Source organism: Rhodococcus sp. PBTS 1 (genome assembly GCF_001620025.1).
GTDB lineage: Bacteria > Actinomycetota > Actinomycetes > Mycobacteriales > Mycobacteriaceae > Rhodococcoides > Rhodococcoides kroppenstedtii.
This window is the reverse complement of sequence record NZ_CP015219.1, coordinates 2,471,019-2,496,917: the sequence shown is the minus strand read 5'-3', so window position 1 is coordinate 2,496,917 and position 25,899 is coordinate 2,471,019. Positions and strand designations below refer to the sequence as shown.

25 protein-coding genes are annotated in these 25,899 nt (G+C 69.6%); 13 read left to right on the top strand and 12 right to left on the bottom strand.

What is annotated here, in order from left to right:
• Nucleotide 1 precedes the first annotated feature (1 nt).
• The 4 genes from A3Q40_RS11245 to A3Q40_RS11230 are packed head-to-tail and all read right to left on the bottom strand — an operon-like array spanning nt 2 to nt 3,496.
• Nucleotides 2–682, bottom strand: coding sequence for an ABC transporter permease (locus A3Q40_RS11245; RefSeq protein ID WP_068102279.1), 681 nt, complete (start codon nt 680–682; stop codon nt 2–4).
• Entirely contained in the window at nt 679–1,368 is a 690-nt protein-coding gene (locus A3Q40_RS11240; protein ID WP_068102277.1) for an ABC transporter permease, read from the bottom strand. Before A3Q40_RS11240 ends, A3Q40_RS11245 begins: the two co-directional genes overlap by 4 nt.
• On the bottom strand, nt 1,368–2,516 hold the full coding sequence (locus tag A3Q40_RS11235) for an ABC transporter ATP-binding protein (RefSeq protein WP_068102275.1): 1,149 nt from the start codon (nt 2,514–2,516) through the stop codon (nt 1,368–1,370). Before A3Q40_RS11235 ends, A3Q40_RS11240 begins: the two co-directional genes overlap by 1 nt.
• Nucleotides 2,513–3,496: an ABC transporter substrate-binding protein gene (locus tag A3Q40_RS11230; protein WP_201132837.1), complete on the bottom strand. Its 984-nt coding sequence runs from the start codon at nt 3,494–3,496 to the stop codon at nt 2,513–2,515. The genes A3Q40_RS11235 and A3Q40_RS11230 overlap by 4 nt, the downstream gene beginning before the upstream one ends.
• 76 nt (nt 3,497–3,572) lie before the next feature.
• On the opposite strand from A3Q40_RS11230, the gene A3Q40_RS11225 reads away from it, so the two are divergent.
• A complete protein-coding gene (locus tag A3Q40_RS11225; protein WP_082833878.1) occupies nt 3,573–4,442 on the top strand; it encodes a glycine betaine ABC transporter substrate-binding protein in 870 nt (289 codons plus the stop codon).
• A 27-nt stretch (nt 4,443–4,469) separates the two neighbouring features.
• Here the strand turns inward: A3Q40_RS11225 and A3Q40_RS11220 are convergent, their stop codons facing one another.
• Genes A3Q40_RS11220 through A3Q40_RS11210 form a run of 3 tightly spaced genes read right to left on the bottom strand, consistent with a single transcriptional unit; the run spans nt 4,470 to nt 7,819 of the window.
• Nucleotides 4,470–5,357: an alpha/beta hydrolase gene (locus A3Q40_RS11220; RefSeq protein WP_068102271.1), complete on the bottom strand. Its 888-nt coding sequence runs from the start codon at nt 5,355–5,357 to the stop codon at nt 4,470–4,472.
• A gap of 18 nt (nt 5,358–5,375) precedes the next feature.
• Nucleotides 5,376–6,209, bottom strand: coding sequence for an SDR family NAD(P)-dependent oxidoreductase (locus tag A3Q40_RS11215; protein ID WP_068102269.1), 834 nt, complete (start codon nt 6,207–6,209; stop codon nt 5,376–5,378).
• Entirely contained in the window at nt 6,206–7,819 is a 1,614-nt protein-coding gene (locus tag A3Q40_RS11210; protein ID WP_068102267.1) for a flavin-containing monooxygenase, read from the bottom strand. The genes A3Q40_RS11215 and A3Q40_RS11210 overlap by 4 nt, the downstream gene beginning before the upstream one ends.
• A gap of 69 nt (nt 7,820–7,888) precedes the next feature.
• Between A3Q40_RS11210 and A3Q40_RS11205 the strand changes: the two genes are divergently transcribed.
• Together A3Q40_RS11205 and A3Q40_RS11200 are read left to right on the top strand one after the other, a co-directional pair.
• Nucleotides 7,889–8,506, top strand: coding sequence for a TetR/AcrR family transcriptional regulator (locus A3Q40_RS11205; protein ID WP_068102265.1), 618 nt, complete (start codon nt 7,889–7,891; stop codon nt 8,504–8,506).
• A 134-nt stretch (nt 8,507–8,640) separates the two neighbouring features.
• Nucleotides 8,641–9,672 (top strand): beta-ketoacyl-ACP synthase III, encoded by a 1,032-nt coding sequence (locus tag A3Q40_RS11200; protein ID WP_068102263.1) that lies wholly within the window; start codon nt 8,641–8,643, stop codon nt 9,670–9,672.
• Nucleotides 9,673–9,742: 70 nt separating this feature from the next.
• On the opposite strand, the gene A3Q40_RS11195 is transcribed toward A3Q40_RS11200, so the two are convergent.
• The 5 genes from A3Q40_RS11195 to A3Q40_RS11175 form a co-directional block, all read right to left on the bottom strand.
• Nucleotides 9,743–13,570 (bottom strand): multifunctional oxoglutarate decarboxylase/oxoglutarate dehydrogenase thiamine pyrophosphate-binding subunit/dihydrolipoyllysine-residue succinyltransferase subunit, encoded by a 3,828-nt coding sequence (locus A3Q40_RS11195; RefSeq protein WP_082833877.1) that lies wholly within the window; start codon nt 13,568–13,570, stop codon nt 9,743–9,745.
• Nucleotides 13,571–13,677: 107 nt separating this feature from the next.
• Nucleotides 13,678–17,478, bottom strand: a complete 3,801-nt coding sequence (locus A3Q40_RS11190) for an ABC transporter ATP-binding protein (protein ID WP_201133071.1) — start codon at nt 17,476–17,478, stop codon at nt 13,678–13,680.
• Between the two features lie 53 nt (nt 17,479–17,531).
• The gene (locus tag A3Q40_RS11185) at nt 17,532–18,311 is read right to left on the bottom strand and encodes an ABC transporter permease (protein ID WP_068102258.1); all 780 of its coding nucleotides are present in this window, start codon (nt 18,309–18,311) and stop codon (nt 17,532–17,534) included.
• Complete coding sequence (locus tag A3Q40_RS11180) at nt 18,308–19,258, bottom strand: ABC transporter ATP-binding protein (protein ID WP_068102256.1); 951 nt, start codon at nt 19,256–19,258, stop codon at nt 18,308–18,310. The genes A3Q40_RS11185 and A3Q40_RS11180 overlap by 4 nt, the downstream gene beginning before the upstream one ends.
• The gene (locus A3Q40_RS11175; RefSeq protein ID WP_068105987.1) at nt 19,255–19,950 is read right to left on the bottom strand and encodes a hypothetical protein; all 696 of its coding nucleotides are present in this window, start codon (nt 19,948–19,950) and stop codon (nt 19,255–19,257) included. Before A3Q40_RS11175 ends, A3Q40_RS11180 begins: the two co-directional genes overlap by 4 nt.
• Nucleotides 19,951–20,024: 74 nt before the next feature.
• Here A3Q40_RS11175 and A3Q40_RS11170 point away from each other — a divergent pair, with 74 nt between their 5' ends.
• The 10 genes from A3Q40_RS11170 (at nt 20,025) to A3Q40_RS11125 (ending at nt 25,891) form a co-directional block, all read left to right on the top strand.
• Nucleotides 20,025–20,447 carry a VOC family protein gene (locus A3Q40_RS11170; RefSeq protein ID WP_068105985.1) on the top strand — a complete coding sequence of 141 codons (423 nt, stop codon included), beginning with the start codon at nt 20,025–20,027 and terminating at the stop codon, nt 20,445–20,447.
• A gap of 181 nt (nt 20,448–20,628) precedes the next feature.
• Nucleotides 20,629–20,850, top strand: coding sequence for a translation initiation factor IF-1 (infA, locus tag A3Q40_RS11165; protein ID WP_005140011.1), 222 nt, complete (start codon nt 20,629–20,631; stop codon nt 20,848–20,850).
• Between the two features lie 103 nt (nt 20,851–20,953).
• Nucleotides 20,954–21,067 (top strand): 50S ribosomal protein L36, encoded by a 114-nt coding sequence (rpmJ, locus tag A3Q40_RS11160; protein ID WP_013127970.1) that lies wholly within the window; start codon nt 20,954–20,956, stop codon nt 21,065–21,067.
• Nucleotides 21,068–21,236: 169 nt separating this feature from the next.
• Nucleotides 21,237–21,611: a 30S ribosomal protein S13 gene (gene rpsM, locus A3Q40_RS11155; protein ID WP_068102254.1), complete on the top strand. Its 375-nt coding sequence runs from the start codon at nt 21,237–21,239 to the stop codon at nt 21,609–21,611.
• Nucleotides 21,611–22,024 carry a 30S ribosomal protein S11 gene (gene rpsK / locus A3Q40_RS11150; protein WP_068102252.1) on the top strand — a complete coding sequence of 138 codons (414 nt, stop codon included), beginning with the start codon at nt 21,611–21,613 and terminating at the stop codon, nt 22,022–22,024. Before rpsM ends, rpsK begins: the two co-directional genes overlap by 1 nt.
• Before the next feature lie 20 nt (nt 22,025–22,044).
• Nucleotides 22,045–22,650, top strand: a complete 606-nt coding sequence (gene rpsD / locus A3Q40_RS11145; RefSeq protein WP_068102250.1) for a 30S ribosomal protein S4 — start codon at nt 22,045–22,047, stop codon at nt 22,648–22,650.
• Nucleotides 22,651–22,767: 117 nt separating this feature from the next.
• Nucleotides 22,768–23,829, top strand: coding sequence for a DNA-directed RNA polymerase subunit alpha (locus A3Q40_RS11140; RefSeq protein ID WP_068102248.1), 1,062 nt, complete (start codon nt 22,768–22,770; stop codon nt 23,827–23,829).
• A gap of 39 nt (nt 23,830–23,868) precedes the next feature.
• Nucleotides 23,869–24,462: a 50S ribosomal protein L17 gene (rplQ, locus tag A3Q40_RS11135; RefSeq protein WP_068102247.1), complete on the top strand. Its 594-nt coding sequence runs from the start codon at nt 23,869–23,871 to the stop codon at nt 24,460–24,462.
• Complete coding sequence (gene truA / locus A3Q40_RS11130) at nt 24,463–25,362, top strand: tRNA pseudouridine(38-40) synthase TruA (protein WP_068102245.1); 900 nt, start codon at nt 24,463–24,465, stop codon at nt 25,360–25,362. It abuts the gene before it with no gap.
• A gap of 10 nt (nt 25,363–25,372) precedes the next feature.
• A complete protein-coding gene (locus A3Q40_RS11125) occupies nt 25,373–25,891 on the top strand; it encodes an NADPH-dependent FMN reductase (RefSeq protein WP_068102243.1) in 519 nt (172 codons plus the stop codon).
• Nucleotides 25,892–25,899 lie beyond the last annotated feature (8 nt).

Here is a 25,899-nt window from a genome sequence, read left to right as displayed (position 1 = left end):
GTCAGACGCGCGGGGTGCGGCGCAGGCGTCCCGTGCCGGGCTGCGAGGCCCACACGGCGAGCGCCCACAGGCCGTCGGCCACGAGCGCGAGCACGGCCACCAGGATGGCGCCGACCACGACCCGCTCGTAGCTGTAGAGCGCCAGCCCGTCGAAGATGTAGCGGCCGAGGCCGCCCAGGTTGACGAAGGCCGCGACCGTCGCCGTCGCGATGACCTGCAGGGTGGCGTTGCGGAGGCCGCCCAGAATCAGCGGCAGCGCGACCGGCACCTCCACGCGGAAGAGCACCTGGCGCTCTCGCATCCCCATGGCGCGGGCGGCGTCGACGACGGTGGCCGGGGCGTTGGCGACACCGGCGTAGGTGCCGGCCAGGATGGGCGGGATGCCCAGCAGGACCAGCGCGAGAATCGGGGGCACGAGGCCCAGTCCGAGGGCGAGCACCGCGAAGGTCAGCACACCCAGGGTGGGCAGGGATCGCAGGCTGTTCACCAGTCCCACGACGACCACCTCGCCGCGTCGGAGGTGTCCGATGGCGAGGCCCAGGGGAACGGCGATCACCGCCGAGATCAGTACCGCCACCAGGCTGTACCAGGCATGCTCGAGCAGACGGGTACCGATTCCCGTCCCGCCGGACCAGTTGGCTCCGTCGACGATGTACGCGACGGCGTCGGACACGATGCTCATGTGGGCTCTCCCACGGCGGACCTTTCGGTGACGACCCGGCTGCCACTGCTGCGCCGAGTCCGGGTCCACGGGGTGAGCAGACGGCCCACGAGGTAGAGCGCCGCATCGAAGAACAGCGCGAGGACCACGATCGCGATGATGCCCGCGAGGATCTGGTCCGGGAAATTGCGCTGATACCCCTGAGTGAACAGCTGTCCGAGTCCGCCGATGCCGATGACCGACCCGACCGAGACGAGCGAGATGTTGGTGACGGCGACGACGCGCACGCCCGCCGTCAGGACCGGAAGCGCCAGGGGGAGTTCCACGGTGACGGTACGGCGGAACCGGCCGAACCCCATGGCCGTCGCCGCGTCCACGACGTCCGGCGGTACGGAATCGAGCGCCTCCGGGACGGCCCGTACCAGCAACGCCGTGGAGTACACGGTGAGCGCGATGACGACGTTGAGCGGATCGAGGATGCGCAGGCCGGCGATGAGCGGCACGGTCACGAACAACGCGAGCGAGGGGATGGTGAACGCGATGCTGGCGACCACCAGCGTCAGCCGCCGCGCCCATTGCGACCCCCGGACGATCGAGCCGACCGGGACCGCGATGATCAAGCCGATCAGCAACGGCAGCAGCGAGAGGTAGAGATGCGTCCTGGTCAGGTCCAGGACGGTGTCGATGTTGTCGATCAACCAGCGCATCAGCCGGCGGCCGGCCCGGACTCGGTGAACGCTCGGCTGCGCTCGCTCGCCTCGGTGCCGCGCTGCGCGGCGAGTACGGCGAGGACCTCGGTGGCGTCGATGCCGCCGAGCACCGACCCGTCGCGGCGGACCGCGACGCCGATGCCGGAGGGCGACGAGATGGCCGCGTCCAGTGCCTGGCGCAGATCACCGCCTTCCGGGAACAACGAACCGCCCGCGGCCGTGGACTCGTCGATCGAGTGGCCGGCACGCACTCCCTCGAGGCCGGTGACGTCCATCCACCCTCGGGGCCGATCGGCCTCGTCGACCACGAGCACCCACTCGCTCGGCTCGAGCCTGACCTCGGTGGCCGCTTCGGCGCGGGTGGTGGAGAGCGGGTGCAGGGGCACCGACGATCCGTCTCGGAAGGACAGGCCGCGATACCCGCGATCCCGACCGACGAACGACGCGACGAAATCGGTGGCGGGGGAGGACAGGACACGATCGGGAGTGTCGTACTGCTGCAGGACACCACCCGTACCGAACACGGCGATGCGGTCGCCGAGACGCACGGCCTCGTCGATGTCGTGGGTGACGAAGACGATGGTCTTCTCGAGGTCGGCCTGCAGACGAAGCATCTCGTTCTGCAGGTCTTCCCGCACCACGGGGTCGACCGCACTGAAGGGCTCGTCCATCAACAGGATCGGCGGATCGGCGGCCAACGCGCGAGCGACCCCGACACGCTGCTGCTGCCCGCCCGACAGCTGCGCCGGATAGCGCGTGGCGAGGGACGCGTCCAGACCGACGCGCTCGAGCACGGCCATCGCCTCGCGGCGTGCCTGGCGGCGGGACGTGCCCGTCAGCACCGGCACCGTGGCGACGTTGTCCACGACCGTGCGATGCGGCAGGAGACCGGCGCTCTGGATGACGTAGCCGATGCCGCGGCGCAGCGCCACCGCGTCGACCGACGCGACGTCACGGCCGTCGACCTCGATCCGACCCGACGACGGGGCGATCATGCGGTTGATCATGCGCATCGAGGTGGTCTTGCCGCACCCGGACGGGCCGACGAACACCGTGAACGCACCCTCGACGATCTCGAGATCGAGGCGGTCGACCGCCGTCGTGCCGTCCGGGAACTGCTTGGTGACCCCGTCGAAGCGGATCACTGGACGGGCTTGTCCAGTCCCTGCTCGGCCACCCACGCGCTGGCGGCGGCGGCGGGCTCGGTCTTGTTCGCGCCCGAGACCTCCTGGTTCAGGGCCAGCAACTCGACGGTGGTGAGCTTCTCCGACACCGCGTTCAGCACTGCGGTCAACTTGTCGGAGGCCTTGGACGAGTTGTAGACCGGGACCACGTTCTGGGCCGGGAAGTTGTTGTCCGGGTCCGCGAGGGGCACCAGGTCGTTCTCCACGATGGCCGGCGTGGTGGTGAAGAGGTTCGCGGCCGTGATCTCACCGGAGACCAGCGCCGCCACCGTGGCCGGCCCGCCGCCGTCGGAGATGGGGACGAAGTTGGCCGCGGGGATGTCGACCCCGTACTTGTCGCGCAGGCCGGGCAGGCCGACCGGACGCTCGGCGAACTCCGGCGGACCACCGAACCGGACCTCGCCGGCGTAGGGGGCGAGGTCGCTGATGTTGGTCAGGTTCCACCGCTCGGCGGTCTCGCGAGTGACGACGACCGCGTCCTTGTCCTCGGCCGGAGCCGGGGTCGAGGCGGACAGATCGTCCGGCAGCGCCTCGGTCAGGGCCGCGGAGACCTCGTCCGACGCCGTGGCCGTCGCCTCGGGGTCCAAGTAGAGCAGCAGGTTGCCGGTGTAGTCCGGGATGAGGTCGATCGAGCCGTCCTGCACCGCCGGAATGTACGCCTCGCGGCTGCCGATGGACAGACGCGTGCTGGCGTCGAACCCGTTGGCGCGCAACGCATCCGCGTAGATGTTGGCAATGATCTCCGACTCGGTGAAGTTGGCCGAACCGACCACGATCGCGTTGGTGTCACCCCCGCTGCCGCCCTCGCCTCCACTGCTCAGCGGATTCGAATCGCCACCGCCGCAGGCCGACAGCGCGAGCGCGGCGGACGCGACGAGGGCGGTGGTGGCCAGGCGCACCGATCCGCGACGAGGGTGACGGGTGCGACGTGTCGTGTTCACCGGGCGAGTGTAACGATAGAGACCGACAAACACAGGCGTCGGCGCATATTCGCCCGCGACGGCGAGGGAGCCCGAAGTGAAGCGACACGCAGTGGCGGTGGCCGTCACCCTGGCCGTCGTCCCGGCGGCGGTGACCGGCTGCGGCACCGCCGAGCCGCAGAGCGGCGCGGCTTTGCTCGCGTCGACACCGATCACCGTGGCGGACACCGGTTCTCCCGTGGGGACGACTCTCGCCGCGATCTACCGCGCGGCGTTCGCGCGCGCGGGGGTGGACGCGGTGGTGGTCCCCGCCCGCGGGCTGCCGGACGGTCTCGCCGCGCTCGACGACACGCGGGCGTCGGTGCTGCCCACCCTCTCCGGCGCGGCCCTCGCCCTGCTCGATCCGTCCTCGGACGCCCGGTCGTCCGACGACGTGCACGAGGCGCTCGCGCGGTCGCTTCCGGACTGGCTCACGGTCGCGGACTCCGCCACCGCCGCCGACGACGTCGTCGTGCGGACGTCGTCGGCGGTGACCGGGGCGGCGACGCTGTCCGCGTTCGCCCCGTCGTGCGCCGACGCGACGGTGCGAGTGAGCGGCGAGACCGACGTCCCGGACGGCGAGGCGGTGCTCGCGACGCTGGCCGACGTCTACGACTGCCGTTTCCGTGCCCGGGTGGGGGAGGGCGAGGACGCCGGAGTGCTCGTGGGGCGCGCGCTCACCGCGCCGCTTCCGCCGGCGGCGGCCGACGAGACGACGTTGACCGACGATGGGGAAGCGTTTCCCGCGCAGGAGGTCGTTCCGATCGTGCGCAAGGGCGCGCTCGACGACTCCGCGGCATCCGCGCTCGAGACCGTCGCGGGCGAGTTGACCACCGCCGACCTCGCCGCGTCCGTCGAGCGGGTCGCGGCCGGCGAACCCGCGGACGCCGTCGCGCAGCGGTGGGTGGACGAAGCCGGGGGCCGCTGACGCGGCTCGTCGACGAGGTGGTCGGCGTCAGGCGCGGGCGAGGTGCTCCCGGACGAACGCACCGAGCTCGCGCACCGCCTCGCGGGCCGGTTCGGTCAGAGTGGCCTGCAGGTGAGCGACGTGCCACAGGTCCGGATATTCGGTGAGCGTGGTGGGAACGTCCGCGGCGCGCAGCGCCTCGACGTAGCGGAGGACCTGGGGGTGAAGGATTTCCGCCGCGCCGACGTGCACCAGCGTGGGCGGGAAACCCACCGGCGATCGGTGCGCGGGCGCGTAGCCGGGGTCGGCGGCGTCGCGATGACCGCGGTAGTCGGCCGCCGACCGCTCGAGCCACCGGCGATCGAGCAACAGATCACGGTCGGCGGGGAAGTCCCGATCGGCGGGATCGGTCCACGGTGAGATCAGGGCCAGACACGCCGGTCGCACTCCCCGGTCGACCAGGGCTCCGGTGAGAGCCGCGGCCAACCCGCCGCCCGCCGAGTCGCCCGCGACGGCGAGCGAGGACGATGTCGACCCCTCGGCGAGCAGGGCGTCGACCACGGCGAGCGCGTCGTCCAGGGCAGCGGGATGCGGGTGTTCCGGCGCGAGACGGTAGTCGACGGCGACGACACGGGCCCCACTGTCCTGCGCGAGCGTGGCGGTGAGTGCGCGGTGGGTCCGCGGCGATCCGGTGACGTAGGCGCCGCCGTGCAGGTAGACCACAGTCGTCGGCCGTGTCGTGGCGCCCACCGTCACGTACTCGACGGGCACCCCGCCGAGCCGGCCGGTGCGCGCCACGGTGCCGTCGGGAAGGGGGAGCCCTGCGGCGAGGAGCTCGAGGACGCGTCGGTGCACCGCGGTGGGGAGGTGCGGCGACAGAGCGAGACGGAAGATCGCTCCCACTGCCCGCGAGACCACGGGCAGGGGGAGCGACATCGGCGGGACGGGCACAGGTCAGGCCACGGGCTTGGGCATGATGCGTCCGGTGACCTTGGCGACGAGGTCCTGGTAATGCGGACCGGCGACGCGGACGAGGATGTCCAGCGCCTTCGCGTCGGCTCCGATGAGCACGCGGGCCTTGTTCTTCTGCACGCCGGTCAGGATGGTGCGCGCCGCGGCCTCGGGGGTCGTCCGCGCGAGCTTGCGGTCGAACATTTCGGCGACGGTGCGCTGATCGTGATCGTCGGTGACCGTCGCGTTGCGTGCGATCGCGGTCTTGATGCCGCCGGGATGCACACAGGTCACCCGCACGGGCTTGCCGGAGATCAGCATCTCCTGGCGCAGGGCCTCGGTGAACCCGCGCACGGCGAACTTCGCCGCGTTGTAGGCGGACTGTGAGGGGATGGCGAGCAGACCGAACAGGCTCGACACGTTGACGACGTGGCCGTCCCCGGACTCGATCAGGTGGGGGAGGAACGCTTTGGTGCCGTTGACCACGCCCCAGAAGTCGACGTCGACGATGCGCTCGAAGTCCTTGAACTCCGTGCGCTCGACGTCGCCGTGATGCGCGATGCCGGCGTTGTTGTAGATCTGGTTCACCACGCCGAAGTGGCTGCGCACCGTCTCCGCGTAGTCGAGGACGCCGGCGCGTTCGCTGACGTCGAGGTGGTCGCTGCGGACTTCGGCGCCGCGGGCCGTCACGGCGGCCACCGTCTCGGCGAGGCCGACCGAATCGACGTCGGACAGGGCCAGGCGGGCACCGCGGGAGGCGAGATCGAGCGCCAGGGCGCGGCCGATGCCCGAGCCGGCGCCGGTGACGACGGCCACGCGTCCGGGGAATTCGCTCATCGTGCAGTCGCTTTCGGTGTGAGGTCGGCGGGATCGTCGGAATTCCGGGTGGTGTCCGGAGCAGGCGTGCCGACGGCGGTCGGAGTGGGCTCGGCCTCGTCCGAGGTCAGGTCCGCGGCTGCCACCGCGTCGTAGGCCTCGAGGTCGAACTGCTTCGTGATGCGGCGGAACTCGAAGGTGAAGTCCGGCCAGAGCGTGGTGTTGTTGCCGTGCTTGTCGAGGTACCAACTGGCACAGCCACCGGTGAGCCAGACGGACTTGCCGAGTTTCTGCTGCAGGTCACTGTTGTACCGGTCCTGCACGTCCCGCCGCACCTCGACGACGCCGAGATTGTGACGATCCATGGTGTTCAGCGCGTCGATCACGTAGTTCAGCTGCGACTCGATCATGAACACCATCGACGTGTGGCCGAGGCCGGTGTTGGGGCCGACGAGGAAGAACAGGTTGGGGAAGCCGGCGACGGCCGCACCCTTGTACCCCTGCTGGCCGCGCTCGTCGAAGACCTCGGCGAGCGAGCGACCGTCCCGACCGAAGATGCCCTGGAAGGTCGGCGAGTCGGTGACGTGGAACCCGGTGGCCACCACCAGGGCGTCGATCTCGCGCTCCGTGCCGTCCTTCGTCACGATGGAGTGCTCGCGCACCTCCGCGATGCCGTCGGTGACGAGGTCGACGTTGGGCCGGCTGAGCGCCGGGTAGTAGTTGTTCGAGATGAGCATGCGCTTGCAGCCGATACGGAAGTTCGGCATGACCTTGCGACGCAGCTCCGGGTCGCTGATGCCGCGGGCGATCTGGCGGCGTGCGATGAACTCGAACACCTTCATCAGGGCGGGTGCCTTGGCCAGACCCACGACCTGTGTCTCGCGGGCGGCGTAGATGCCCGTCCGCGAGAGGCGCTGGAAGCCCGGGACGTACTTGAACGCGGCGCGCTCGAGCGCGGTGTACTCGCGGTCGAGGCGGGGGAGCACCCACGGGGCGGTGCGCTGGTAGACGTCGAGGTGCGCGACCTCGGGAGCGATGGCCGGCACGATCTGGATGGCCGACGCGCCGGTACCGATGACGGCGACGCGCTTGCCGCGGAGGCTGGTCTCGTGGTCCCACTGGGCGGAATGGAAGATGTCGCCGCGGAAGTCCCGGATACCGGGGATGTCCGGGAGGTTCGGCTCGCTCAGCGCACCGACGGCGGATACCAGCTTGGACGCGGTGAACGCGCCCTGCGTGGTCTCGAGGTCCCACTGCGCCGTGGCCTCGTTCCACCGCGCGGACTCGACGTGGCAGTCGAAGACGTGCCGGTCGTACACGCGGTGCTCACGGGCGACCTTCTCGATGTACCGCTGGATCTCCGGCTGACGGGAGAACGAGCGCGTCCAGTCGGGGTTGAGCGCGAACGAGTAGGAGTAGAGGTGCGACGGCACGTCGCAGGCGGCACCGGGGTAGGTGTTGTCGCGCCACGTACCGCCGACGTCCGAGCCTCGCTCGAGCACCAGAAAGTTCGAGTTGCCCTGCTGGCTGAGCTTGATCGCAGCGCCCAATCCGGCGAAGCCGCTGCCGATGATGATGGTGTCGACGTACCGTGCAGCGACCGCGTCGGTATCTGTTACTGGATGACTCATGCACCGAAGATTAGAGCCTTGTTGAGCAATGGTCAACAGTTGTTGACCGACATTCAGTAGGATGGGGTCATGAAACGGACCAGGCTGAGCCCCGACGAGCGTCGGGCGCAGCTGATCGAGCTGGGCGTCTCCATGCTCTCCGGTCGCCCCTTGTCGCAGATCTCCGTCGACGAGATCGCCGATCAGGCCGGGGTGTCGCGCGGCCTGCTCTTCCACTACTTCTCGTCGAAGGACGAGTACCACCTGGCCATCGTCGAGCACATCAGCCGGGAGATGCTCGAGTCCACTGCACCCCCGGACGGCCTCGGGCCGATCGAGACGCTCATGTCCACGCTCACCGCCTATGTGGACTACGTCTCCGCCAACCGCACCACCTACGTCTCCCTGTTGCGCGGGACCGCCAGCGGCGACCCGGCCACGCGAGCGGTCTTCGAACGCACGCGGGACGCCATGGTCGATCGCACGCTCGCGCAGCTGCCGCTCGTCGGCATCGAGCCGACTCCGCTGATCCACCTCGCCATCCGCGGATGGATCGCCTTCTGCGAGGAGGCCACCGTGCACTGGTTGCGCGACGAGCTGCTCTCCCGTGACGAACTGATCGCGCTGCTCACCCGAGCCCTGCCGGCGGTGGCGCTCGGGCCCGATGACGCGGCGGCGCTGCTGGCGGAACGCTCGACCGTGGCGTAGCGATACAAGGGGAAGAACTCGCCGCGGTCTTTCGTGGCGTCGGTGCACCGCGTGCCCCGAGGCGGAAGTACCGTGAGACACACTACGAACTCCGGCGTCCACGCCGAAGACCGATGAGGAGAGGACGGCCGTCGATGGGCGCGCAGATCACAGTTCCGAGCGAGACGCGACACTCGGGGATTCTCGGGATCGGCGCGTTCCGACCCGAACGTGTGGTGACCAACGAGGAGATCTGTCGCACCATCGATTCCTCCGACGAGTGGATCCGTACGCGCACCGGCATCGAGTCCCGTCGGTTCGCCGCGGAGAACGAGAACGTCGTCTACATGTCCATCGAGGCAGGTCGGCGCGCGTTGGAGAATTCGGGCGTCGATCCCTCCGAGATCGGCTGCATCATCGTCGCGACGTCCACCCACCTGCTGCTGAGTCCGCCGGCCGCCCCGATCGTCGCCGATGCCCTCGGCCTCGACGGTCCCGGCGCGTTCGACCTCGGCGCCGGGTGCGCCGGGTTCTGCTACGGACTTGCCACGGCCTCCGACATGGTGCGCAGCGGAACGGCGAACAAGGTGCTCGTCATCGGCGTCGAGCAGCTGTCCGTCACCACTCGGCCCGACGACCGCGGCACGCGCATGATCTTCGGTGACGGCGCCGGTGCCATGGTCATCGGCCTCACCGACGAGCCCGCCATAGGACCGGTCGTGTGGGGCTCCGACGGCTCGCAGTGGGAAGCGATCCGGCAGGACAAGGACTGGCTGCAGTACTTCGCCGACCTGAAGGAGGATCCCACCGCGGATCGTCCGTGGATCGCGATGACGGGTATCGCCGTGTTCCGCTGGGCCGCGTTCGAGATGGCCAAGGTGGCACGCGAAGCACTCGACAAGGCGGGCATCACGGCCGGCGATCTCGACGTCTTCGTTCCGCACCAGGCCAACTCGCGCATCACCGACCTGCTGGCGAAGAGCCTCGAGCTCGCCGAGGACATTCCGGTGGCCAACGACATCGCCGAGGCCGGCAACACCTCCGCCGCGTCCATTCCGTTGGCCGTCGAGGAACTGCTGCGCACCGGCAAGGCGAAGAAGGGCGACACCGCGCTGCTGCTCGGCTTCGGCGCCGGACTCTCGTTCGCCGGACAGGTCGTCACGTTGCCGGACGCGCCGGCGACCTGACCGGCCGTCGCACGCCACGAGAAAGGGCCGCACCCTCGCAGGGTGCGGCCCTTTCTCGTCTGCGAGAAGATCAGCCGTTGAAGGCGGTCTCGATGATCTCCTGCTGCTCCACTGCGTGGACCTTGCTCGACCCCGACGACGGCGCCGACATCGGGCGACGCGAAACGCGCTTGATGCCCGACAGGCGCTCGGGCAGCAGCTCCGGGAACGCGAGACCGAAGGTCGGCCACGCACCCTGGTTGGCCGGCTCCTCCTGGACCCACCGGTATTCGGTGGCGTTCGGGTAGCCGTCCAACGCCTCGGCGATGCGACGGTTCGGGATCGGGTAGAGCTGCTCGACGCGCACGATGGCGACGTCGTCCCGCTTGTTCTTCTGCTTGTACGCCAGCAGCTCGTAGTAGAGCTTGCCGCTGACCATGAGCACACGCTCCACCTTCGAGCGATCGCCGTCGCCCGATTCGTAGGTGGGCTCGTCGAACACCGAGTGGAACTTGCCGTCGGTGAAGTCCTCGATGTTACTCACCGCGGCCTTGTTGCGCAGCATCGACTTCGGGGTGAACACCACCAGCGGCCGCTGGATGCCGTCACGGGCGTGACGACGCAGCAGGTGGAAGTAGTTCGCCGGCGTCGACGGCACCGCGACGGTCATCGAACCCTCCGCGCACAGCTGCAGGAAGCGCTCGATACGGCCGGACGTGTGATCCGGGCCCTGACCCTCGTGGCCGTGCGGCAGCAGCAGCACGACGTCCGAGAGCTGTCCCCACTTGGCCTCACCGGACGAGATGAACTCGTCGATGATGGACTGCGCGCCGTTGACGAAGTCGCCGAACTGCGCCTCCCACAGCACCAGCGCGTCGGGGTTGCCCACCGAGTAGCCGTACTCGAAGCCCACGGCCGCGTACTCGCTCAGCGCGGAGTCGTAGACCAGGAACTTGCCCGGGTTGTCGCTGCCGATGTTGTGCAGCGGGGTGTACTCCTCGCCCGTCTTACGGTCGATGAGCACCGAGTGCCGCTGGGTGAAGGTGCCGCGGCGGGTGTCCTGGCCGGACATGCGAACGAGCTTGCCCTCGTCGATCAACGTGCCCAGGGCGAGCAACTCGCCGAACGCCCAGTCGACCTTGCCCTCGTAGGCCATCTCGCGACGCTTGTCCAGCACCGGCTGCACGCGGGGGTGCACGGTGAAGCCGTCGGGCACGTTCACGAACGCGTCGCCGATGCGGTGCAGGATCGACTTGTCGACGGCCGTCGTGAGCTTGTGCGGGATCTGCTGATCCATCTCGACCGACTCGCTGGGCTCCGGGGCGTACTTCTCGAGCTCGCGTACCTCGTTGAAGACCCGTTCGAGCTGGCCCTGGTAGTCGCGGAGAGCGTCCTCCGCCTCCTTGAGGGAGATGTCGCCGCGGCCGATGAGCGCCTCGGTGTAGCTCTTGCGGACGCTGCGCTTGGTGTCGATCACGTCGTACATCGCCGGCTGGGTCATCGAGGGGTCGTCGCCCTCGTTGTGACCGCGACGGCGGTAGCAGATCATGTCGATCACGACGTCCTTGTGGAACTTCTGACGGAAGTCCACCGCGAGACGCGCGACCCAGGCGCAGGCCTCGGGATCGTCACCGTTGACATGGAAGATCGGCGCGCCGATCATCTTGGCCACGTCCGTGCAGTACTCGCTCGAGCGCGAGAACTCCGGTGCCGTCGTGAAGCCGACCTGGTTGTTGACCACGATGTGCACGGTTCCGCCGGTGCGGTACCCGCGCAGCAGTGCGAGGTTGAGCGTCTCGGCCACCACACCCTGACCCGCGAAGGCGGCGTCGCCGTGGAGCATCAGCGGCAGCACCGAGAAACCGTCGCGACCGTCGCCCTTGTCCAGGAGGTCCTGCTTGGCGCGAACCAAGCCCTCGAGCACCGGGTCGACCGCCTCGAGGTGCGAGGGGTTGGCGGTGAGCGAGACCTTGATGTCGTTCTCGCCGAACATCTGGATGTAGTTGCCCTCGGCACCCAGGTGGTACTTCACGTCGCCGGAGCCGTGCGCGGCCGCCGGGTTCATGTTGCCCTCGAACTCGGTGAAGATCTTCGAGTACGGCTTGCCCACGATGTTCGCCAGCACGTTGAGCCGGCCGCGGTGCGGCATGCCGATGACGACCTCGTCGAGCGTGTGCTCGGCGGACTGGTCGATCACGGAGTCCATCATCGGGATGACCGACTCGGCGCCCTCGAGCGAGAAACGCTTCTGGCCGACGTACTTGGTCTGCAGGAACGTCTCGAAGGCCTCGGCCGCGTTGAGCTTGCTCAGGATGTACTTCTGCTGTGCGACGGTCGGCTTGACGTGCTTGGCCTCCACCCGCTCCTGCAGCCAGGCCACCTGGTCGGTCTCAAGGATGTGGGTGTACTCCACGCCGACGTGGCGGCAGTACGAGTCGCGCAGGACGCTGAGGACGTCCCGCAGCTTCATCCGGTCCTCGCCGTGGAAGCCGCCGACGGCGAACTCGCGGTCGAGGTCCCACAACGTCAGGCCGTGGCTGATGACGTCGAGGTCCGGATGCATCCGGAACTTGTCCTTGGTGAACATGAGCGGATCGGTGTCCGCCATGAGGTGACCGCGGTTGCGGTACGCCGCGATCAGTTCCAGGACGCGGGTGTTCTTGTCGACGGTGCCCGTCGGCAGGTCACGACGCCAGCGGATCGGCTCGTACGGAATGGCGAGACCGTGGAAGATCTCGTCGTAGAACTCGTCGCTGATCAGCAGGTTGTGGATCGTGCGCAGGAAATCGCCCGACTCCGCGCCCTGGATGATGCGGTGGTCGTACGTCGACGTCAGCGTCATCAGTTTGCCGACGCCCAACTCCGCCAGGCGCTCGTCGCTCGACCCCTGGAACTCCGCGGGGTACTCCATGGCGCCGGCGCCGATGATCGCGCCCTGGCCGTTCATCAGACGCGGCACGGAGTGCACGGTGCCGATGGTGCCCGGGTTGGTCAGCGAGATGGTCACGCCGGAGAAGTCGGCAGCCGTGAGCTTGCCGTCGCGCGCACGGCGCACGATGTCCTCGTATGCGGTGTGGAACTGGGTGAAGGACATGTCCTCGCAGCCCTTGATCGCCGCGACGACCAGCGAACGCGACCCGTCCTTGCCGGGCAGGTCGATCGCGAGACCGAGGTTGGTGTGCGCCGGCGTCACCGCGTTCGGCTTGCCGTCCACCTCGGCGAAGTGCCGGTTCATGTTGGGGAACGCCTTCACGGCCTGCACGATCGCGTACCCGAGCAGGTGGGTGAACGAGATCTTGCCGCCGCGCGTGCGGGCGAGGTGGTTGTTGATGACGAGGCGATTGTCGATCATCAGCTTCGCCGGGATCGCGCGCACGGAGGTCGCCGTGGGGATCTGCAGCGAAGCCGACATGTTCTTCGCGACGGCGGCCGCCGCGCCGCGCAGGACCTTCGAGGTGTCCTCGGCGGGCGCTTGGTCGTTCTGGTCGGACGAGCCGGCCTTGGCGGCCGGCGTGGCGGATGCGGCCTTGGAGGCGGGCTTCGTCAGCGCCGCCTTCGCGGGCTCCGCCTTGACGGCGGGCTTCTCGGCCTTCGGGGCGGCGGGCTTGTCGGCCTTCGGCTCGGAGGGCTTGTCGGCCTTCGGCTCGGCGGGCTTCTCGGCCGCGGGCTTGCTCGGCTCGGCCTTCGGCTTCTCGGCCTTCGGGGCGGAGGCAGCGCTGCCGTTACCGGAAGATGCTGCACCGCTGGTGGACTCGCGTCCGGTCGCGGGATCGCCGCCACCGTTCTGTTCGGGGGTGTAGTCGGCGAGGAACTCGTGCCAGCTCTCGTCGACCGAGGAGGGGTCGGTCTTGAAACGTTGGTACATTTCGTCGACCAGCCACTGGTTCTGTCCGAACTGTGTAGTAGAACTGCTGCTCACGGCAGGTGTTCGCCTCGTTTCCTTCTTGTTCTCGCTCAGCGCACGGCCACTCCAGGTTAGACCTTCCGGTCGGTGCTCGCGCCGCCGCGTCGGCCGTGTGACGGGCTTCACCGCTGTGTGGTCGAGTCATCGTCTCCGATGACGATGTGGTCTGCATCACTTATCGCCGATCCGCGTCCTTCGGTGATGTCCCACAGCTCGGCGTAGAAACCTCCGGAACGGATCAACATCGCGTGCGGCCCGCTCTCGACGATGCGTCCGTCGTGCACCACCACCACGGTGTCCGCTCGGGCGGCCGTCGCCAGTCGGTGCGCCACCACCACCGCGGTGCGGCGTCGGGTGATCGTGCGGCTCGCGTCCAGTACGGCGCGCTCGGTGGCGGGGTCCAGGGTGGCGGTGGCCTCGTCGAGCAGCAGGACGTCCGGGTCCACCAGCTCGGCGCGGGCCAGCGCGACGAGTTGTCGGGCGCCGGCGGACAGGCCCCGACCGCGCTCACCGACCGGGGTGTTCATGCCCGACGGCAGTGCCGCGATCATCGGCAGCGCCCCCACCGCCCGCGCGGCCGCCTCGATGTCCGCGCGGCTCGCGTCGGGCCGTCCGAACGCGATGTTCGACGCCACCGTGCCGCCGAAGAGGTGCGCCTCCTGCGGGACCACTCCGAGGCGTCGGCGATAGGCGGTCAGTGGCCGGGTTCTCAGGTCCACCCCGTCGACGAGGACGGCACCCGCGGTCGGGTCGTAGAACCGAGCGATGAGCTTGACCACCGTCGACTTCCCGGCGCCGGTACGTCCGACCAGGGCCACCGTCGACCCCGCCGGGATCGACAGGCGCACGTCGCGCACGGCGTCCCGGTCGGCCCCCTCGTACCGGAAGCCCACGTCACGTAGCTCGACGTCGCCGACGAGACGCGTCGCCGGAGCCGGTCGGTCGGCCTCGGCCGAGCCGAGGTCGTCGGCAGCCGACTCGAGGGAGCTCGACGTCGCGAGCAGGGCCGCGATGCGTCGGAGTCCGACGGTGGCCTGTTGGTAGCTGTCGAACACCTGCGACAGCTGCTGGATCGGCCCGAAGAGCAACCCGAGATACAGGACGAAGGCGACCAGCGTTCCCGGCGTCGCGCTGCCGTCGGCGACCCGACGTGCCCCGACCAGCACGACGGCGGCGAGAGCGACGTCCGACAGGGCGGTGATGAAGGGGAAGTAGACGGAGATGGCGCGTTGGGACCGCATGCGACTCGCGCGGTAGGACCACGACCGAGCACGGAAGGCCTCGCGGGCCTCGTCCTCGAACCGCGCCGCCTGCGCGACGCGCAGGCCCGACACGTTCTCCTGAAAGTCCGCGTTCACCGAGGAGATGCGCTCGCGCGACGTGGCGTAGGCGCGCGAGGAGATGCGTCGGAAGATCACCGTCGCGACCGCCAGCACCGGCACCACCGACAACGTGACCGCCGCCAGCACCCCGTCCGTGAGGACGAGCGCGATCGACACCCCGACCACGGTCAGCACGGCGACGATCGCCGTCGAGAGCCCGGTCTGCAGGAACGACGACAGCGCGTCGACGTCCGTGGTCATCCGCGTCATGATGCGACCGGACAGTTCTCGTTCGTAGTAGTCGAGTCCGAGCCGCTGCAGGTGGGCGTAGCTGCGGACCCGCAGCGAGAACAGCACCGTCTCGCCGGCGCGAGCGGTGGTCACGGTGAGCGCACGAACCACCAGCCAGTCGGCCGCCACCAACGCCAGTGCCGCCGCGGAGACACCGGCGAGGACCGCGGTGTTCCGCTCCGCGGCGCCGTGGTCGACGGCGAAGCGCACGATCGACGGGAACGCGACGGTGACGAACGAATCGAAGGCCAGGAACGTCGCGACGAGCGCGAGCAGGCCCGCGACCGGTGCCAGCGTGCGACGCAGGGTGAAGGTCGATTCGTCGGTGCGCGCGGCCGACTCGTCGACGTCGGGACGGTCCGTTGCCTCGGGCAGGGCCGCGACCGCTGCGGCGATCTCGTCGCCGGCCATCGCGCCCCCGAGCGCGGATCCGGGCCCGTGGGCGCCGGGTCCAGCGCCGCCTGCCGGGCCGGCCGTGGCCGTCGGACGGTCGGGCACCGCGGCGTCCGGCCACAGATCGACCTCGGCGTCCGGGTCGGCAGAACCGACACGGTCGGCGGCGGCGTCCGCGGACATCAGCATCCGGAACAGCGAACACCGGTCGTCGAGTTCTCTCTCGGTCCCGGAGTCGATCACCCGGCCCCCGTCCAGCACGACGATGCGGTCGGCGAGCGTGAGCGTCGACCGTCGGTGGGCCAGCACCAGCATCGTGGGTCGGGACCGGCCGGACCCGGTCTCCCGGAGACGCGCGTAGACCGTCGCCTCGGTGTGCGCGTCGACGGCCGACGTCGCGTCGTCGAGCACCATCACGCGGGGTCTGGCCAGCAGGACGCGGGCGAGCGCGAGTCGCTGCCGTTGACCGCCGGACAGGGTCAGCCCGCGCTCGCCGACACGCGCGTCGAGACCGCCGGGCACCGTCTCGAGGACGTCCTCGGCCGCGGCGCGACGGATGGCGTCGAGGACGTCGTCGTCGCTCGCGTCCGGCCGGGCGAGGGCGACGTTCTCGCGAATCGTCCGTGAGAACAGGAACGGTTCGTCGAACGCGACGCCGACCGCGCCGCGCAGGGCCGCGGCGTCCACGTCGGCGATGTTCGCCGTTCCCGCCGGGGAGGTCAGCTCGATCGACCCGGTCGTCGGTCGGTAGAAGCGCGGGACCAGCATCGACAGCGTCGACTTCCCGCTTCCCGACGGGCCGACCACGGCCACCGTCTCCCCGGGAGCGACGTCGAGGTCGAGTCCGGCCAGCACCGGTGGACCACTGGCGTAGCCGAAGTGGACGTCCCGCAGGCGGAGTCCGAGGGGGCCGTCCGGAACGGGCGTCGGAGCGGCGCCGGCGGGCCGGTCGTCGCTGGGCCGGGTGTCGATCACCTCGTACACCCGCTCGACGGCGGCGCGCGTGAGCTGGGCCATCACCACGACCGACGTCACCGTGCGGGTCACCGCGGCGAGGGTGATCACGTAGCTGGCGAACGCGAGGAACGTGCCGACCGTGATGGCACCGGACAGCGTGAACCACCCGCCGAGGGCGATGACCCCCACCAGTCCGAGCTGGGGGAGCGCAGCCATGCCCGGAGCGAACCGGGCGTTGACCCGCGCCGCTCGCAGGCGTTCGGCGAACAACCGTCGGCCGATGTCGACGAGGACGTCGACCGCCCGACTCTCCTGGCCGAAGCCCTTCACGACCCGCACGCCGGTGACCGTCTCCTCGACGTGACCGGCCAGTTCGGCGGCGCGCTGCTGGGCGGACCACGTGGCTGCGTAGAGCTGCGGCCGTCGGCGCACCACGAGGATCGACATGGCCGGCACCACCGCCAGCGCGACCAGGGTCAACGCGGGGGAGAGCGTCAGCATGATCCCGAGAGCCAGGACGAACTGCAGCACCGCCCCGGCGGACAGCGGCACCATCGCGAGCAGACCCTGCACCAGTTGCAGGTCGCTGATCGAGCGCGACACCACCTGACCGACCGCGATCTCGTCCTGACGGGGACCGTCGAGCCGGAGCAGCGTTCCCATCAACCGTTGGCGCAGGTCGTGCTGGACGTCGACGGACAGCGCACCCGCCAGCAGCCGCCGGCCGAACTGACACGCGAAGCGCACCACACCGAGACCGACGATCGCGGCGGCGACGGCCCCGAGCGTCTCCGTCCGCGACGCCGCGGCGTCGTCCACCGCGATGCGGGTGAGCAGCGGGAAGCAGACGTCGATCCCGGCGGCCACGAAGGTCACGAGGAGGGCCCCCACCGCGGTACGGCGATGGGTCAGGCACTCCGCGGTGAGCCGCCGGATCCATCCGGCGGACTCAGACGCGATGACCGAACCCGCTCATGCTCGTGCTCGGCTCACTCGGGGCCTCACTCGGGAGCTCACTCGACGTCCCGCGTCACCGCGCGCCACCATCCGGCCCCGGCCATCCCGCTTGCCCACAGCAGCAGGCACACGATCGCGGCGCCGAAGGGAAGCAGGAGGTCGGTAGGGCCGCGCCCGAGCGTGACCATGCCGACGGTCGCCAGGCCCGGCAGCAGGCGCACCGCCGCGTCCGCGCCGAGCCCGCTCGCGACGACGGCCACCACCGACTCGCCGAGCGGGAGCCATGCGACCAGGGCCACGGCACTCCACGTGGGGGATCCGGTGAGCAGGCCGAGCCCACAACCCAGGGCGCTCCACAGCACGCCCGCCACCACGGCGGCGGGCAGCAGGCCGGCGACCAGGGAGCCCGAGACGGCCACCGCGTCACCGCCGACGACGGTGAGCGAGAACAGTGCTGCGGTGACCGACAGCAGTGCGTAGAGCGCTCCGACCGCAGCGCTGACCGTGAGCTGCGCGGACACGACGCGCCCACGGCGAGGGACGGCGATCAGGGAGGTGGCCCACGACCCGTGACGCAGGTCGCCGGCCACGTGCACCGCCCCGAAGACGGCGGCGAACAACACGACAGCACCCACCGTGACCGCTGCGGTCAGGGTGACGGCGAGGACGTCGGCGTCGGTGACTCCGGCCAGGACGTCCGACGAGGCGATCGCGCCGTAGATCGCACCCGACAGCAGGCCGATGACGATCGGCGGCAGGCCCAGAGCCCACCAGGTGCGCAGCGAGAACGCCTTTCGGAACTCGGACCGCAGCAGCTCGGCTGCACCCACGGTCATCGCCGCACTCCCGTCGACGGTCCGGCCGGGACCGGCGGGGGAGCGCCCGTCATGGACAGGAAGATCCGTTCGAGGTCCGTCGTCGCCGTCTCGATTCCGAACACGGGAACGCCGGCGGTCCGCGCGACGGAGGCCACGCCGTCGGCGCCCATCCCCGTGACGACGAGACGACCGTCGGCCCCCAGGATCGCGTCCGTGTGTCCTGCCGCGGCCAGAGCCAGAGCCAGTGCCGCGGGGTCGGCGGACGCGACGAGCGTGCGCGGCGGGTGGAGCGCGCCCAACTCGGCCAGGCTGCCGTGGAACGCCACGCGCCCCGCCGACATGATCACGAGATGGTCCACCGTCTGCTCGAGTTCCCGCACCAGGTGACTGGACACGAGGACCGTCCGCCCCGACCGGGCCCGGGCCGTCAGAACATCCCGAAGCCAGACGATGCCCTGCGGATCGAGGCCGTTGGCCGGTTCGTCGAGCACGAGCACCGCCGGGTCGCCCAGCAGCGCGGTCGCGAGGGCCAGCCGCTGCCGCATCCCGAGGGAGTACGTGCCGGTCCGCCGGTGGGCGACGTCGTGGAGGCCGACCAGCGCGAGCACTTCCTCGACCCGAGCGTCGGAGACCCCCACGACGGGGGCGAGGCACCGGAGGTGTGCGCGGGCGGTACGACGCGGATGCGCGCCGCGGCCGTCGAGGACCGCGCCGACGACGCGACCGGGAACGTCGTGCGCCGCGAGCGGACGTCCGGCCACGTCGGCCTCGCCGGCGTCGGGATGCACCAGACCGAGCAGCATGCGCAGGGTGGTCGACTTGCCCGAGCCGTTGGGTCCGAGCAAACCCGTGACGGAGCCCGTGGGCACGACGAAGGACACGTCGCGGACGGCGTCGATCCCCGCGAAGGCCTTGCTCAACCCGCGTGCTGCCAGAGCCGGCGGGGGCCGGTACGGGCCGGTCACCGTGGCCCGGTGGCCACGGGCCGGTTGCCGGCCGGCCAGTCCGGCGGAGGTGGTCCGAACGCGTCCCGCGCGTTGCCGATCACGGTCTTGCCGAGGGCGCGGTTGCCGGCGCCGCCCACGGCGGCACCGATGCCCGCGGGCAGAAGGGTCCCGAGCATGACCGCCCCGCGCCGCGCCGCGAACTTCTTGACGAACGAGCTGATCAGTCGCTTGTTCAACCCGGACAGGTTGGCGCCGCCGGGGATGCCGGCGGACAGCATCTTCCCGACGTTGCCGGTACGGCCGAGACTGCGTTGGACGATCTCCTTGCCGGAATCCCCGAGCGCGACGGCCAGGACGAGGGCCTTGCGACGTTCGTGGTCCGTCACCGAGATCCCGTGGACCGACGCTACGGAGAGGGTGAGCAGTGCCGCGGCTTCGAGGAAGAACGCGGTCTCACCGCCGATCGCGGCGATCGAGGCCACGGTGCCCACGCCGGGGATCGCGGCCGTCGCCCCGGCGGCGCCCCCGCTCGACGTCACCGCGGTGAGGAACATCTTCTCCAGGCGCGCAACGATCTGCTCGGGCGACTCCTCGGGGTGCGCACGCCGCAGACGCCACACGTACTTCTCGACGGCCGGGGCCTGGAGCCGGCTCCCGTTGTCGAGGACCGACGACACCGCCCGCTCGACCCGGCCCGGCTGCTCACCCATCGACCACGCCCATCGATCACGCTCCGTCTCGTTCCGCACTTCCGTCACCGTCGACACCGTTCTACCGTGAGGTGGTGACATCGACGACACGTCCCGGCTTCGCGACGTGGCCGGCCCTGCGTTACCGGGACGCTCGCGCCGCCATCGCCTTCCTGACCGACGTCCTCGGATTCGAGGCCGTCGCGGTGTACGGCGAAGGCGACCGCGTCGACCACGCGGAGCTCCGGTGGACCGGGTCGGGGGGAGCGCCCGGCGGGGTCATGCTCGGTTCGGTGCGCGAGGACAGCGTCATCGCCGGCCTGCCGGCCGGGATCGGCGCCGTCTATCTCGCGGTGGACGACGACGCAGTCGAGGCGATCTTCGACCGCGCTCGGCAGTCGGCGGGGCGCGTCGTCGAGGCCTTGCGCGACGAGGATCACGGCGGGCGCGGGTTCACCGTGCTCGATCCGGAGGGCGTGCACTGGTCCGTCGGGACCTACGCGGGACACTCGGGCTGACGGCCGGCATGCCGTGGCCGCCGGGTGGCCGAAGGTGGCCGCAGGGTGGCGCGGTTCGGACGCATTTGGTAGGCCCGTCGAGGACCCGGTAGTATCGAACGTCGGTGCGCTCACGCGTGCCTGCACGAGTCGGTGACGACGAAGTCAATTCTAGGTGTGACACGCCAGGATCGCGGAGGACATGGCAAAGAAGGACGGCGCAATCGAGGTCGAGGGTCGAGTGGTCGAGCCCCTGCCCAATGCGATGTTTCGCATCGAGCTGGAGAACGGTCACAAGGTGCTCGCTCACATCAGCGGCAAGATGCGGCAGCACTACATCCGCATCCTCCCCGAGGATCGCGTCGTGGTCGAGCTCTCCCCGTACGACCTGACGCGTGGACGAATCGTCTACCGCTACAAGTAACAGCAGTCCCCGGTTCCTCGCGGGCCGGGGATCAACCATGTCCGAAGCTCGTCACCGGTTCGCCGGTCACGGGGGCCGGGCACGACCAGGAGATCGAACAGACGTGAAGGTCAACCCGAGCGTCAAGCCGATCTGCGAGAAGTGCAAAGTGATCCGCCGCAACGGCCGGGTCATGGTCATCTGCGACAACCTGCGCCACAAGCAGCGTCAGGGCTGATCGACCCCCTCTCGAAGATCTACTTGGCACCACCGCCAGAAGAAGACCTCCCAGCACCAGCCACCCACACGCGGGTGGTGCACCCTCGGCCGCGGAGGCCGGGGCCCCGAGCACACACGTATGGGGACGGACCGGGAGCAGACCTCCGCACGAATGAAGGAACCGCCACATGGCACGTCTAGCCGGTGTGGATCTTCCGCGCGAGAAGCGCATGGAGATCGCACTCACCTACATCTACGGCATCGGCCGTACCCGGTCGCACGAGATCCTCGCGGCCACCGGCGTCAGCCCGGACCTGCGCAGCAAGGACCTCACCGACGAGGACCTGACCAAGCTCCGCGAGTACATCGAGGAGTCGCTCAAGGTCGAGGGCGACCTGCGCCGTGAGGTGCAGGCCGACATCCGACGCAAGATCGAGATCGGCTGCTACCAGGGCCTTCGCCACCGTCGTGGTCTGCCCGTCCGTGGACAGCGCACGAAGACCAATGCGCGCACCCGCAAGGGACCGAAGCGCACCATTGCCGGCAAGAAGAAGGCGAAGTAATGCCCCCGAAGTCACGCACCTCCGGTCCGAAGAAGACCCAGAAGACGCGCCGCAGGGACAAGAAGAACGTCCCGCACGGCAGCGCGCACATCAAGAGCACGTTCAACAACACGATCGTGTCGATCACCGATCCGAGTGGCAACGTCATCTCGTGGGCGTCGTCGGGTCACGTGGGCTTCAAGGGCTCGCGCAAGTCGACTCCGTTCGCTGCTCAGCTCGCGGCCGAGAACGCTGCGCGCAAGGCGCAGGAGCACGGCGTGAAGAAGGTCGACGTGTTCGTGAAGGGTCCCGGCTCCGGCCGCGAGACCGCGATCCGTTCGCTCCAGGCGGCAGGCCTCGAGGTCGGTACCATCTCCGATGTCACCCCCCAGCCGCACAACGGCTGCCGTCCGCCCAAGCGCCGTCGCGTCTAGCGGGAAGGAAGTAACAGAACATGGCTCGTTATACCGGACCCATCACCCGCAAGTCGCGTCGTCTGCGCGTCGACCTCGTCGGAGGCGACCAGGCCTTCGAGCGTCGCCCCTACCCGCCCGGCCAGCACGGCCGCGCGCGGATCAAGGAGAGCGAGTACCTGCTCCAGCTGCAGGAGAAGCAGAAGGCACGCTTCACCTACGGCGTCATGGAGAAGCAGTTCTCCCTGTACTACAAGGAAGCCAACCGCCTCAAGGGCAAGACGGGTGAGAACCTGCTGCGCATCCTCGAGACGCGTCTGGACAACGTCGTCTACCGTGCGGGCCTCGCCCGGACGCGTCGGCAGGCACGCCAGCTGGTCACGCACGGCCACTTCTTGGTCAACAACAAGAAGGTCGACATCCCCAGCTACCGCGTCTCGCAGTACGACATCATCGACGTCCGCGAGAAGTCGCTGAGCACCCTCCCGTTCCAGATCGCCCGTGAGACCTACGGCGAGCGTCCGGTTCCGGGATGGCTGCAGGTCGTGCCGAACCGCCTCCGCATCCTGGTCCACCAGGAGCCCGAGCGCGCGCAGATCGACATCCCGCTGCAGGAGCAGCTCATCGTCGAGTACTACTCGAAGTAAGACGTGCCCGCCCTGTGAGCCTTGCGCGCATCCCCGTGATGCGCGCAAGGCTCGCAGGCGGTTCGTCGCCCCCACCACGAGCGTCATATAGCGGACGCTCATCCCAGGAGGACATCAATGCTCATTTCTCAGCGACCCACGCTGACCGAAGAGGTCATCGCTGACAACCGCTCGAAGTTCGTCATCGAGCCCCTCGAGCCTGGCTTCGGGTACACCCTCGGCAACTCGCTCCGCCGCACCCTGCTCTCGTCGATCCCCGGCGCCGCTGTCACCAGCATCCGTATCGACGGCGTCCTGCACGAGTTCACCACCGTCCCCGGGGTGAAGGAAGACGTCACCGACATCATCCTGAACCTCAAGGGACTCGTCGTGAGCTCCGACGAGGACGAGCCGGTCACCATGTACGTCCGCAAGCAGGGCCCGGGCACCGTCACCGCCGGCGACATCGTGCCGCCGGCCGGCGTCACCGTGAACAACCCGGACCTGCACATCGCGACCCTCAACGACAAGGGCAAGCTCGAGATCGAGCTCGTCGTCGAGCGGGGCCGCGGCTACGTGCCGGCCGTGCAGAACAAGGCCTCGGGCGCCGAGATCGGCCGTATCCCGGTCGACTCGATCTACTCGCCCGTGCTCAAGGTGACCTACAAGGTGGAGGCCACTCGCGTCGAGCAGCGCACCGACTTCGATCGGCTCGTGCTGGACGTCGAGACCAAGAACTCCATCACCGCTCGGGACGCGCTCGCTTCGGCGGGCAAGACCCTGGTCGAGCTGTTCGGGCTGGCCCGTGAGCTCAACGTCGAAGCAGAAGGCATCGAGATCGGACCCTCGCCCGCCGAGGCCGACCACATCGCCTCCTTCGGTCTGCCGATCGAGGACCTGGACCTCACGGTCCGGTCCTACAACTGCCTCAAGCGCGAGGGTGTGCACACCGTCGGCGAGCTGGTCGGTCGCACCGAGTCGGACCTGCTGGACATCCGCAACTTCGGACAGAAGTCCATCGACGAGGTCAAGGTCAAGCTGCACTCGCTCGGCCTCTCGCTCAAGGACAGCCCGGCGACCTTCGATCCCAGCACCGTTGCCGGGTACGACGCCGCCACCGGAACCTGGAGCGACACCGACGGCAGCGTGAGCGACGCCGACGGAGCCGAGCAGGACTACGCCGAGACCGAACAGCTCTGACGCGCACGCGTTCCGAGCACCTGATCAGGAGAATTTGACATGCCCAAGCCCACCAAGGGTCGCCGTCTCGGCGGTTCGGCATCGCACCAGAAGGCGATCCTGGCCAACCTGGCCACGGCGCTCTTCGAGCACGGCCGCATCACCACCACCGAGTCGAAGGCCAAGCGCCTGCGTCCGTACGCGGAGAAGATCATCACCCACGCCAAGGCCGGCACGCTGGCTCACCGTCGTGAGGTCATGAAGGACATCCGCAACAAGGACGTCGTCCACACGCTGTTCGCCGAGATCGGCCCGCACTTCGCGGAGCGCAACGGCGGCTACACCCGCATCATCAAGACCGTCCCCCGCAAGGGTGACAACGCCCCGCAGGCCATCATCGAGCTCGTTCGCGAGCAGACGGTGTCCTCCGAGGCGGATCGCGCTCGTCGCGTGCAGGCATCGCAGGCCGCTCCGGCTGCTGCCGCCACCAACGACGAGACCGCTGCCGACGAGGCCGCGGCCGAGCAGAACGTCGTGGAGGCCGTCGAGGCCGACGCCACGGACGCTCAGGTGGAGAACGCCGACGCGGTCATCGAGGGTGTCGAGGCTGAGGACGCCCACGCGTCCAACGCCGACGAGGCCGACAAGAAGTAAGTGTCCGTTTCGGACTCCGCGCACGAGCCCGCCACCGATTCCGGTGGCGGGCTCGTCCGTTTACGCCTCGACATCGCTTACGACGGAACGGGTTTCGCGGGGTGGGCCACTCAACGCGATCAGCGCACGGTGTGCGGGGTGCTCGAGGACAAGCTGAGCACCGTCGTCGGGCAGCCCGTTCGCTTGGTCGTCGCCGGCCGCACCGACGCCGGGGTTCACGCCGAGGGCCAGGTCGCGCATCTCGATCTGCCGCGGGAGGCGTTGCTGCGCATCGATTCCCATCGACCCGGAGTGTCGCCCGACCTCGGGGTGCTGGTGCGGCGCCTGTCGCGCTTCCTGCCGCCGGACGTGCGGGTGACGGACGTGACCGAGGTGTCGACGGAGTTCGACGCCCGGTTCTCCGCGCTCCGACGCCACTACGAGTACCGGCTCTCGACCGCGCGGTTCGGCGTGGCGCCGATGCGGCGGGGCTTCGTGGTCGGGTGGCCGCGGTCGGTGGACGTGGCGGTGATGAACGACGCGTCGACGAGGCTGCTGGGCCTGCGCGATTTCGCCGCGTTCTGCCGGCGGCGCGACGGGGCGACGACGATCCGCGATCTGCAACGCTTCGAGTGGGTGCAGGACGGCGACGACCTGACGGCGTTCGTCAGCGCGGACGCCTTCTGCTGGTCGATGGTGCGGTCTCTCGTGGGCGCGGTGCTCGCGGTCGGGGAGGGTCGACGCGCGGTGACGTGGCCGGCGTCGCTGCTCGCGGAGTCGGACCGATCCAGTGCGATCACGGTGGCTCCCGCGCACGGGTTGTCGCTCGTGCGTGTGGACTATCCGGCGGCGTCGGAGCTGGCGGAGCGCAACGCGACCACGCGGGCGGTGCGGCCGTCGGCGCCCGGTTGCTGCGGATAGGGTCCGGGTCATGGCTCCGGTTCTCGGCGTGATCGTCGGCAGCGTCCGTGCGGGACGTGTCGGCCCGAAGGTGGCGCGGTGGTTCGTCCGGCACGCGGAAGCGGACGGGCGTTTCGACGTCCGCGTGCTCGATCTCGCGGATGTGGTTCTGCCGCTGGATCTGTCGGGTGGTGACGGGCCCGACGCGGTCGCGGCCTGGGCAGGGGAGTGCGACGCGTTCGTTCTGGTGACCCCGGAGTACAACCACGGTTATCCGGCATCGCTCAAGCTGGCGTTGGACTCGGTGAAGCACGAATGGCGCGGCAAGCCGGTGGGGTTCGTGTCCTACGGCGGGATGGCCGGTGGTGTGCGCGCGGTGGAGCAGCTCCGGCAGGTGGTGGCCGAGCTGCACATGGTGTCGGTGCGCGACGCTGTGTCCTTCGTGCGGGTCAAGCGAGCGTTCGATGCCGACGGGGCCACTCCGGACGAGGTGGCCCCCGATGCTGCCGACCGGATGTTGGGACAGCTGGCCACCTGGGCCGGGCGGTAGTCGCCCGC

Coding starts and splice junctions, on each gene's coding strand:
- A3Q40_RS11245 (WP_068102279.1), bottom strand. CDS start 682: ATGAGCATCGTGTCCGACGCCGTCGCGTACATCGTCGACGGAGCCAAC.
- A3Q40_RS11240 (WP_068102277.1), bottom strand. CDS start 1,368: ATGCGCTGGTTGATCGACAACATCGACACCGTCCTGGACCTGACCAGG.
- A3Q40_RS11220 (WP_068102271.1), bottom strand. CDS start 5,357: ATGTCGCTCCCCCTGCCCGTGGTCTCGCGGGCAGTGGGAGCGATCTTC.
- A3Q40_RS11215 (WP_068102269.1), bottom strand. CDS start 6,209: ATGAGCGAATTCCCCGGACGCGTGGCCGTCGTCACCGGCGCCGGCTCG.
- A3Q40_RS11210 (WP_068102267.1), bottom strand. CDS start 7,819: ATGAGTCATCCAGTAACAGATACCGACGCGGTCGCTGCACGGTACGTC.
- A3Q40_RS11205 (WP_068102265.1), top strand. CDS start 7,889: ATGAAACGGACCAGGCTGAGCCCCGACGAGCGTCGGGCGCAGCTGATC.
- A3Q40_RS11200 (WP_068102263.1), top strand. CDS start 8,641: ATGGGCGCGCAGATCACAGTTCCGAGCGAGACGCGACACTCGGGGATT.
- A3Q40_RS11185 (WP_068102258.1), bottom strand. CDS start 18,311: ATGACCGTGGGTGCAGCCGAGCTGCTGCGGTCCGAGTTCCGAAAGGCG.
- A3Q40_RS11175 (WP_068105987.1), bottom strand. CDS start 19,950: ATGGGTGAGCAGCCGGGCCGGGTCGAGCGGGCGGTGTCGTCGGTCCTC.
- infA (WP_005140011.1), top strand. CDS start 20,629: ATGGCAAAGAAGGACGGCGCAATCGAGGTCGAGGGTCGAGTGGTCGAG.
- rpsM (WP_068102254.1), top strand. CDS start 21,237: ATGGCACGTCTAGCCGGTGTGGATCTTCCGCGCGAGAAGCGCATGGAG.
- rpsK (WP_068102252.1), top strand. CDS start 21,611: ATGCCCCCGAAGTCACGCACCTCCGGTCCGAAGAAGACCCAGAAGACG.
- rpsD (WP_068102250.1), top strand. CDS start 22,045: ATGGCTCGTTATACCGGACCCATCACCCGCAAGTCGCGTCGTCTGCGC.
- A3Q40_RS11140 (WP_068102248.1), top strand. CDS start 22,768: ATGCTCATTTCTCAGCGACCCACGCTGACCGAAGAGGTCATCGCTGAC.
- rplQ (WP_068102247.1), top strand. CDS start 23,869: ATGCCCAAGCCCACCAAGGGTCGCCGTCTCGGCGGTTCGGCATCGCAC.
- A3Q40_RS11125 (WP_068102243.1), top strand. CDS start 25,373: ATGGCTCCGGTTCTCGGCGTGATCGTCGGCAGCGTCCGTGCGGGACGT.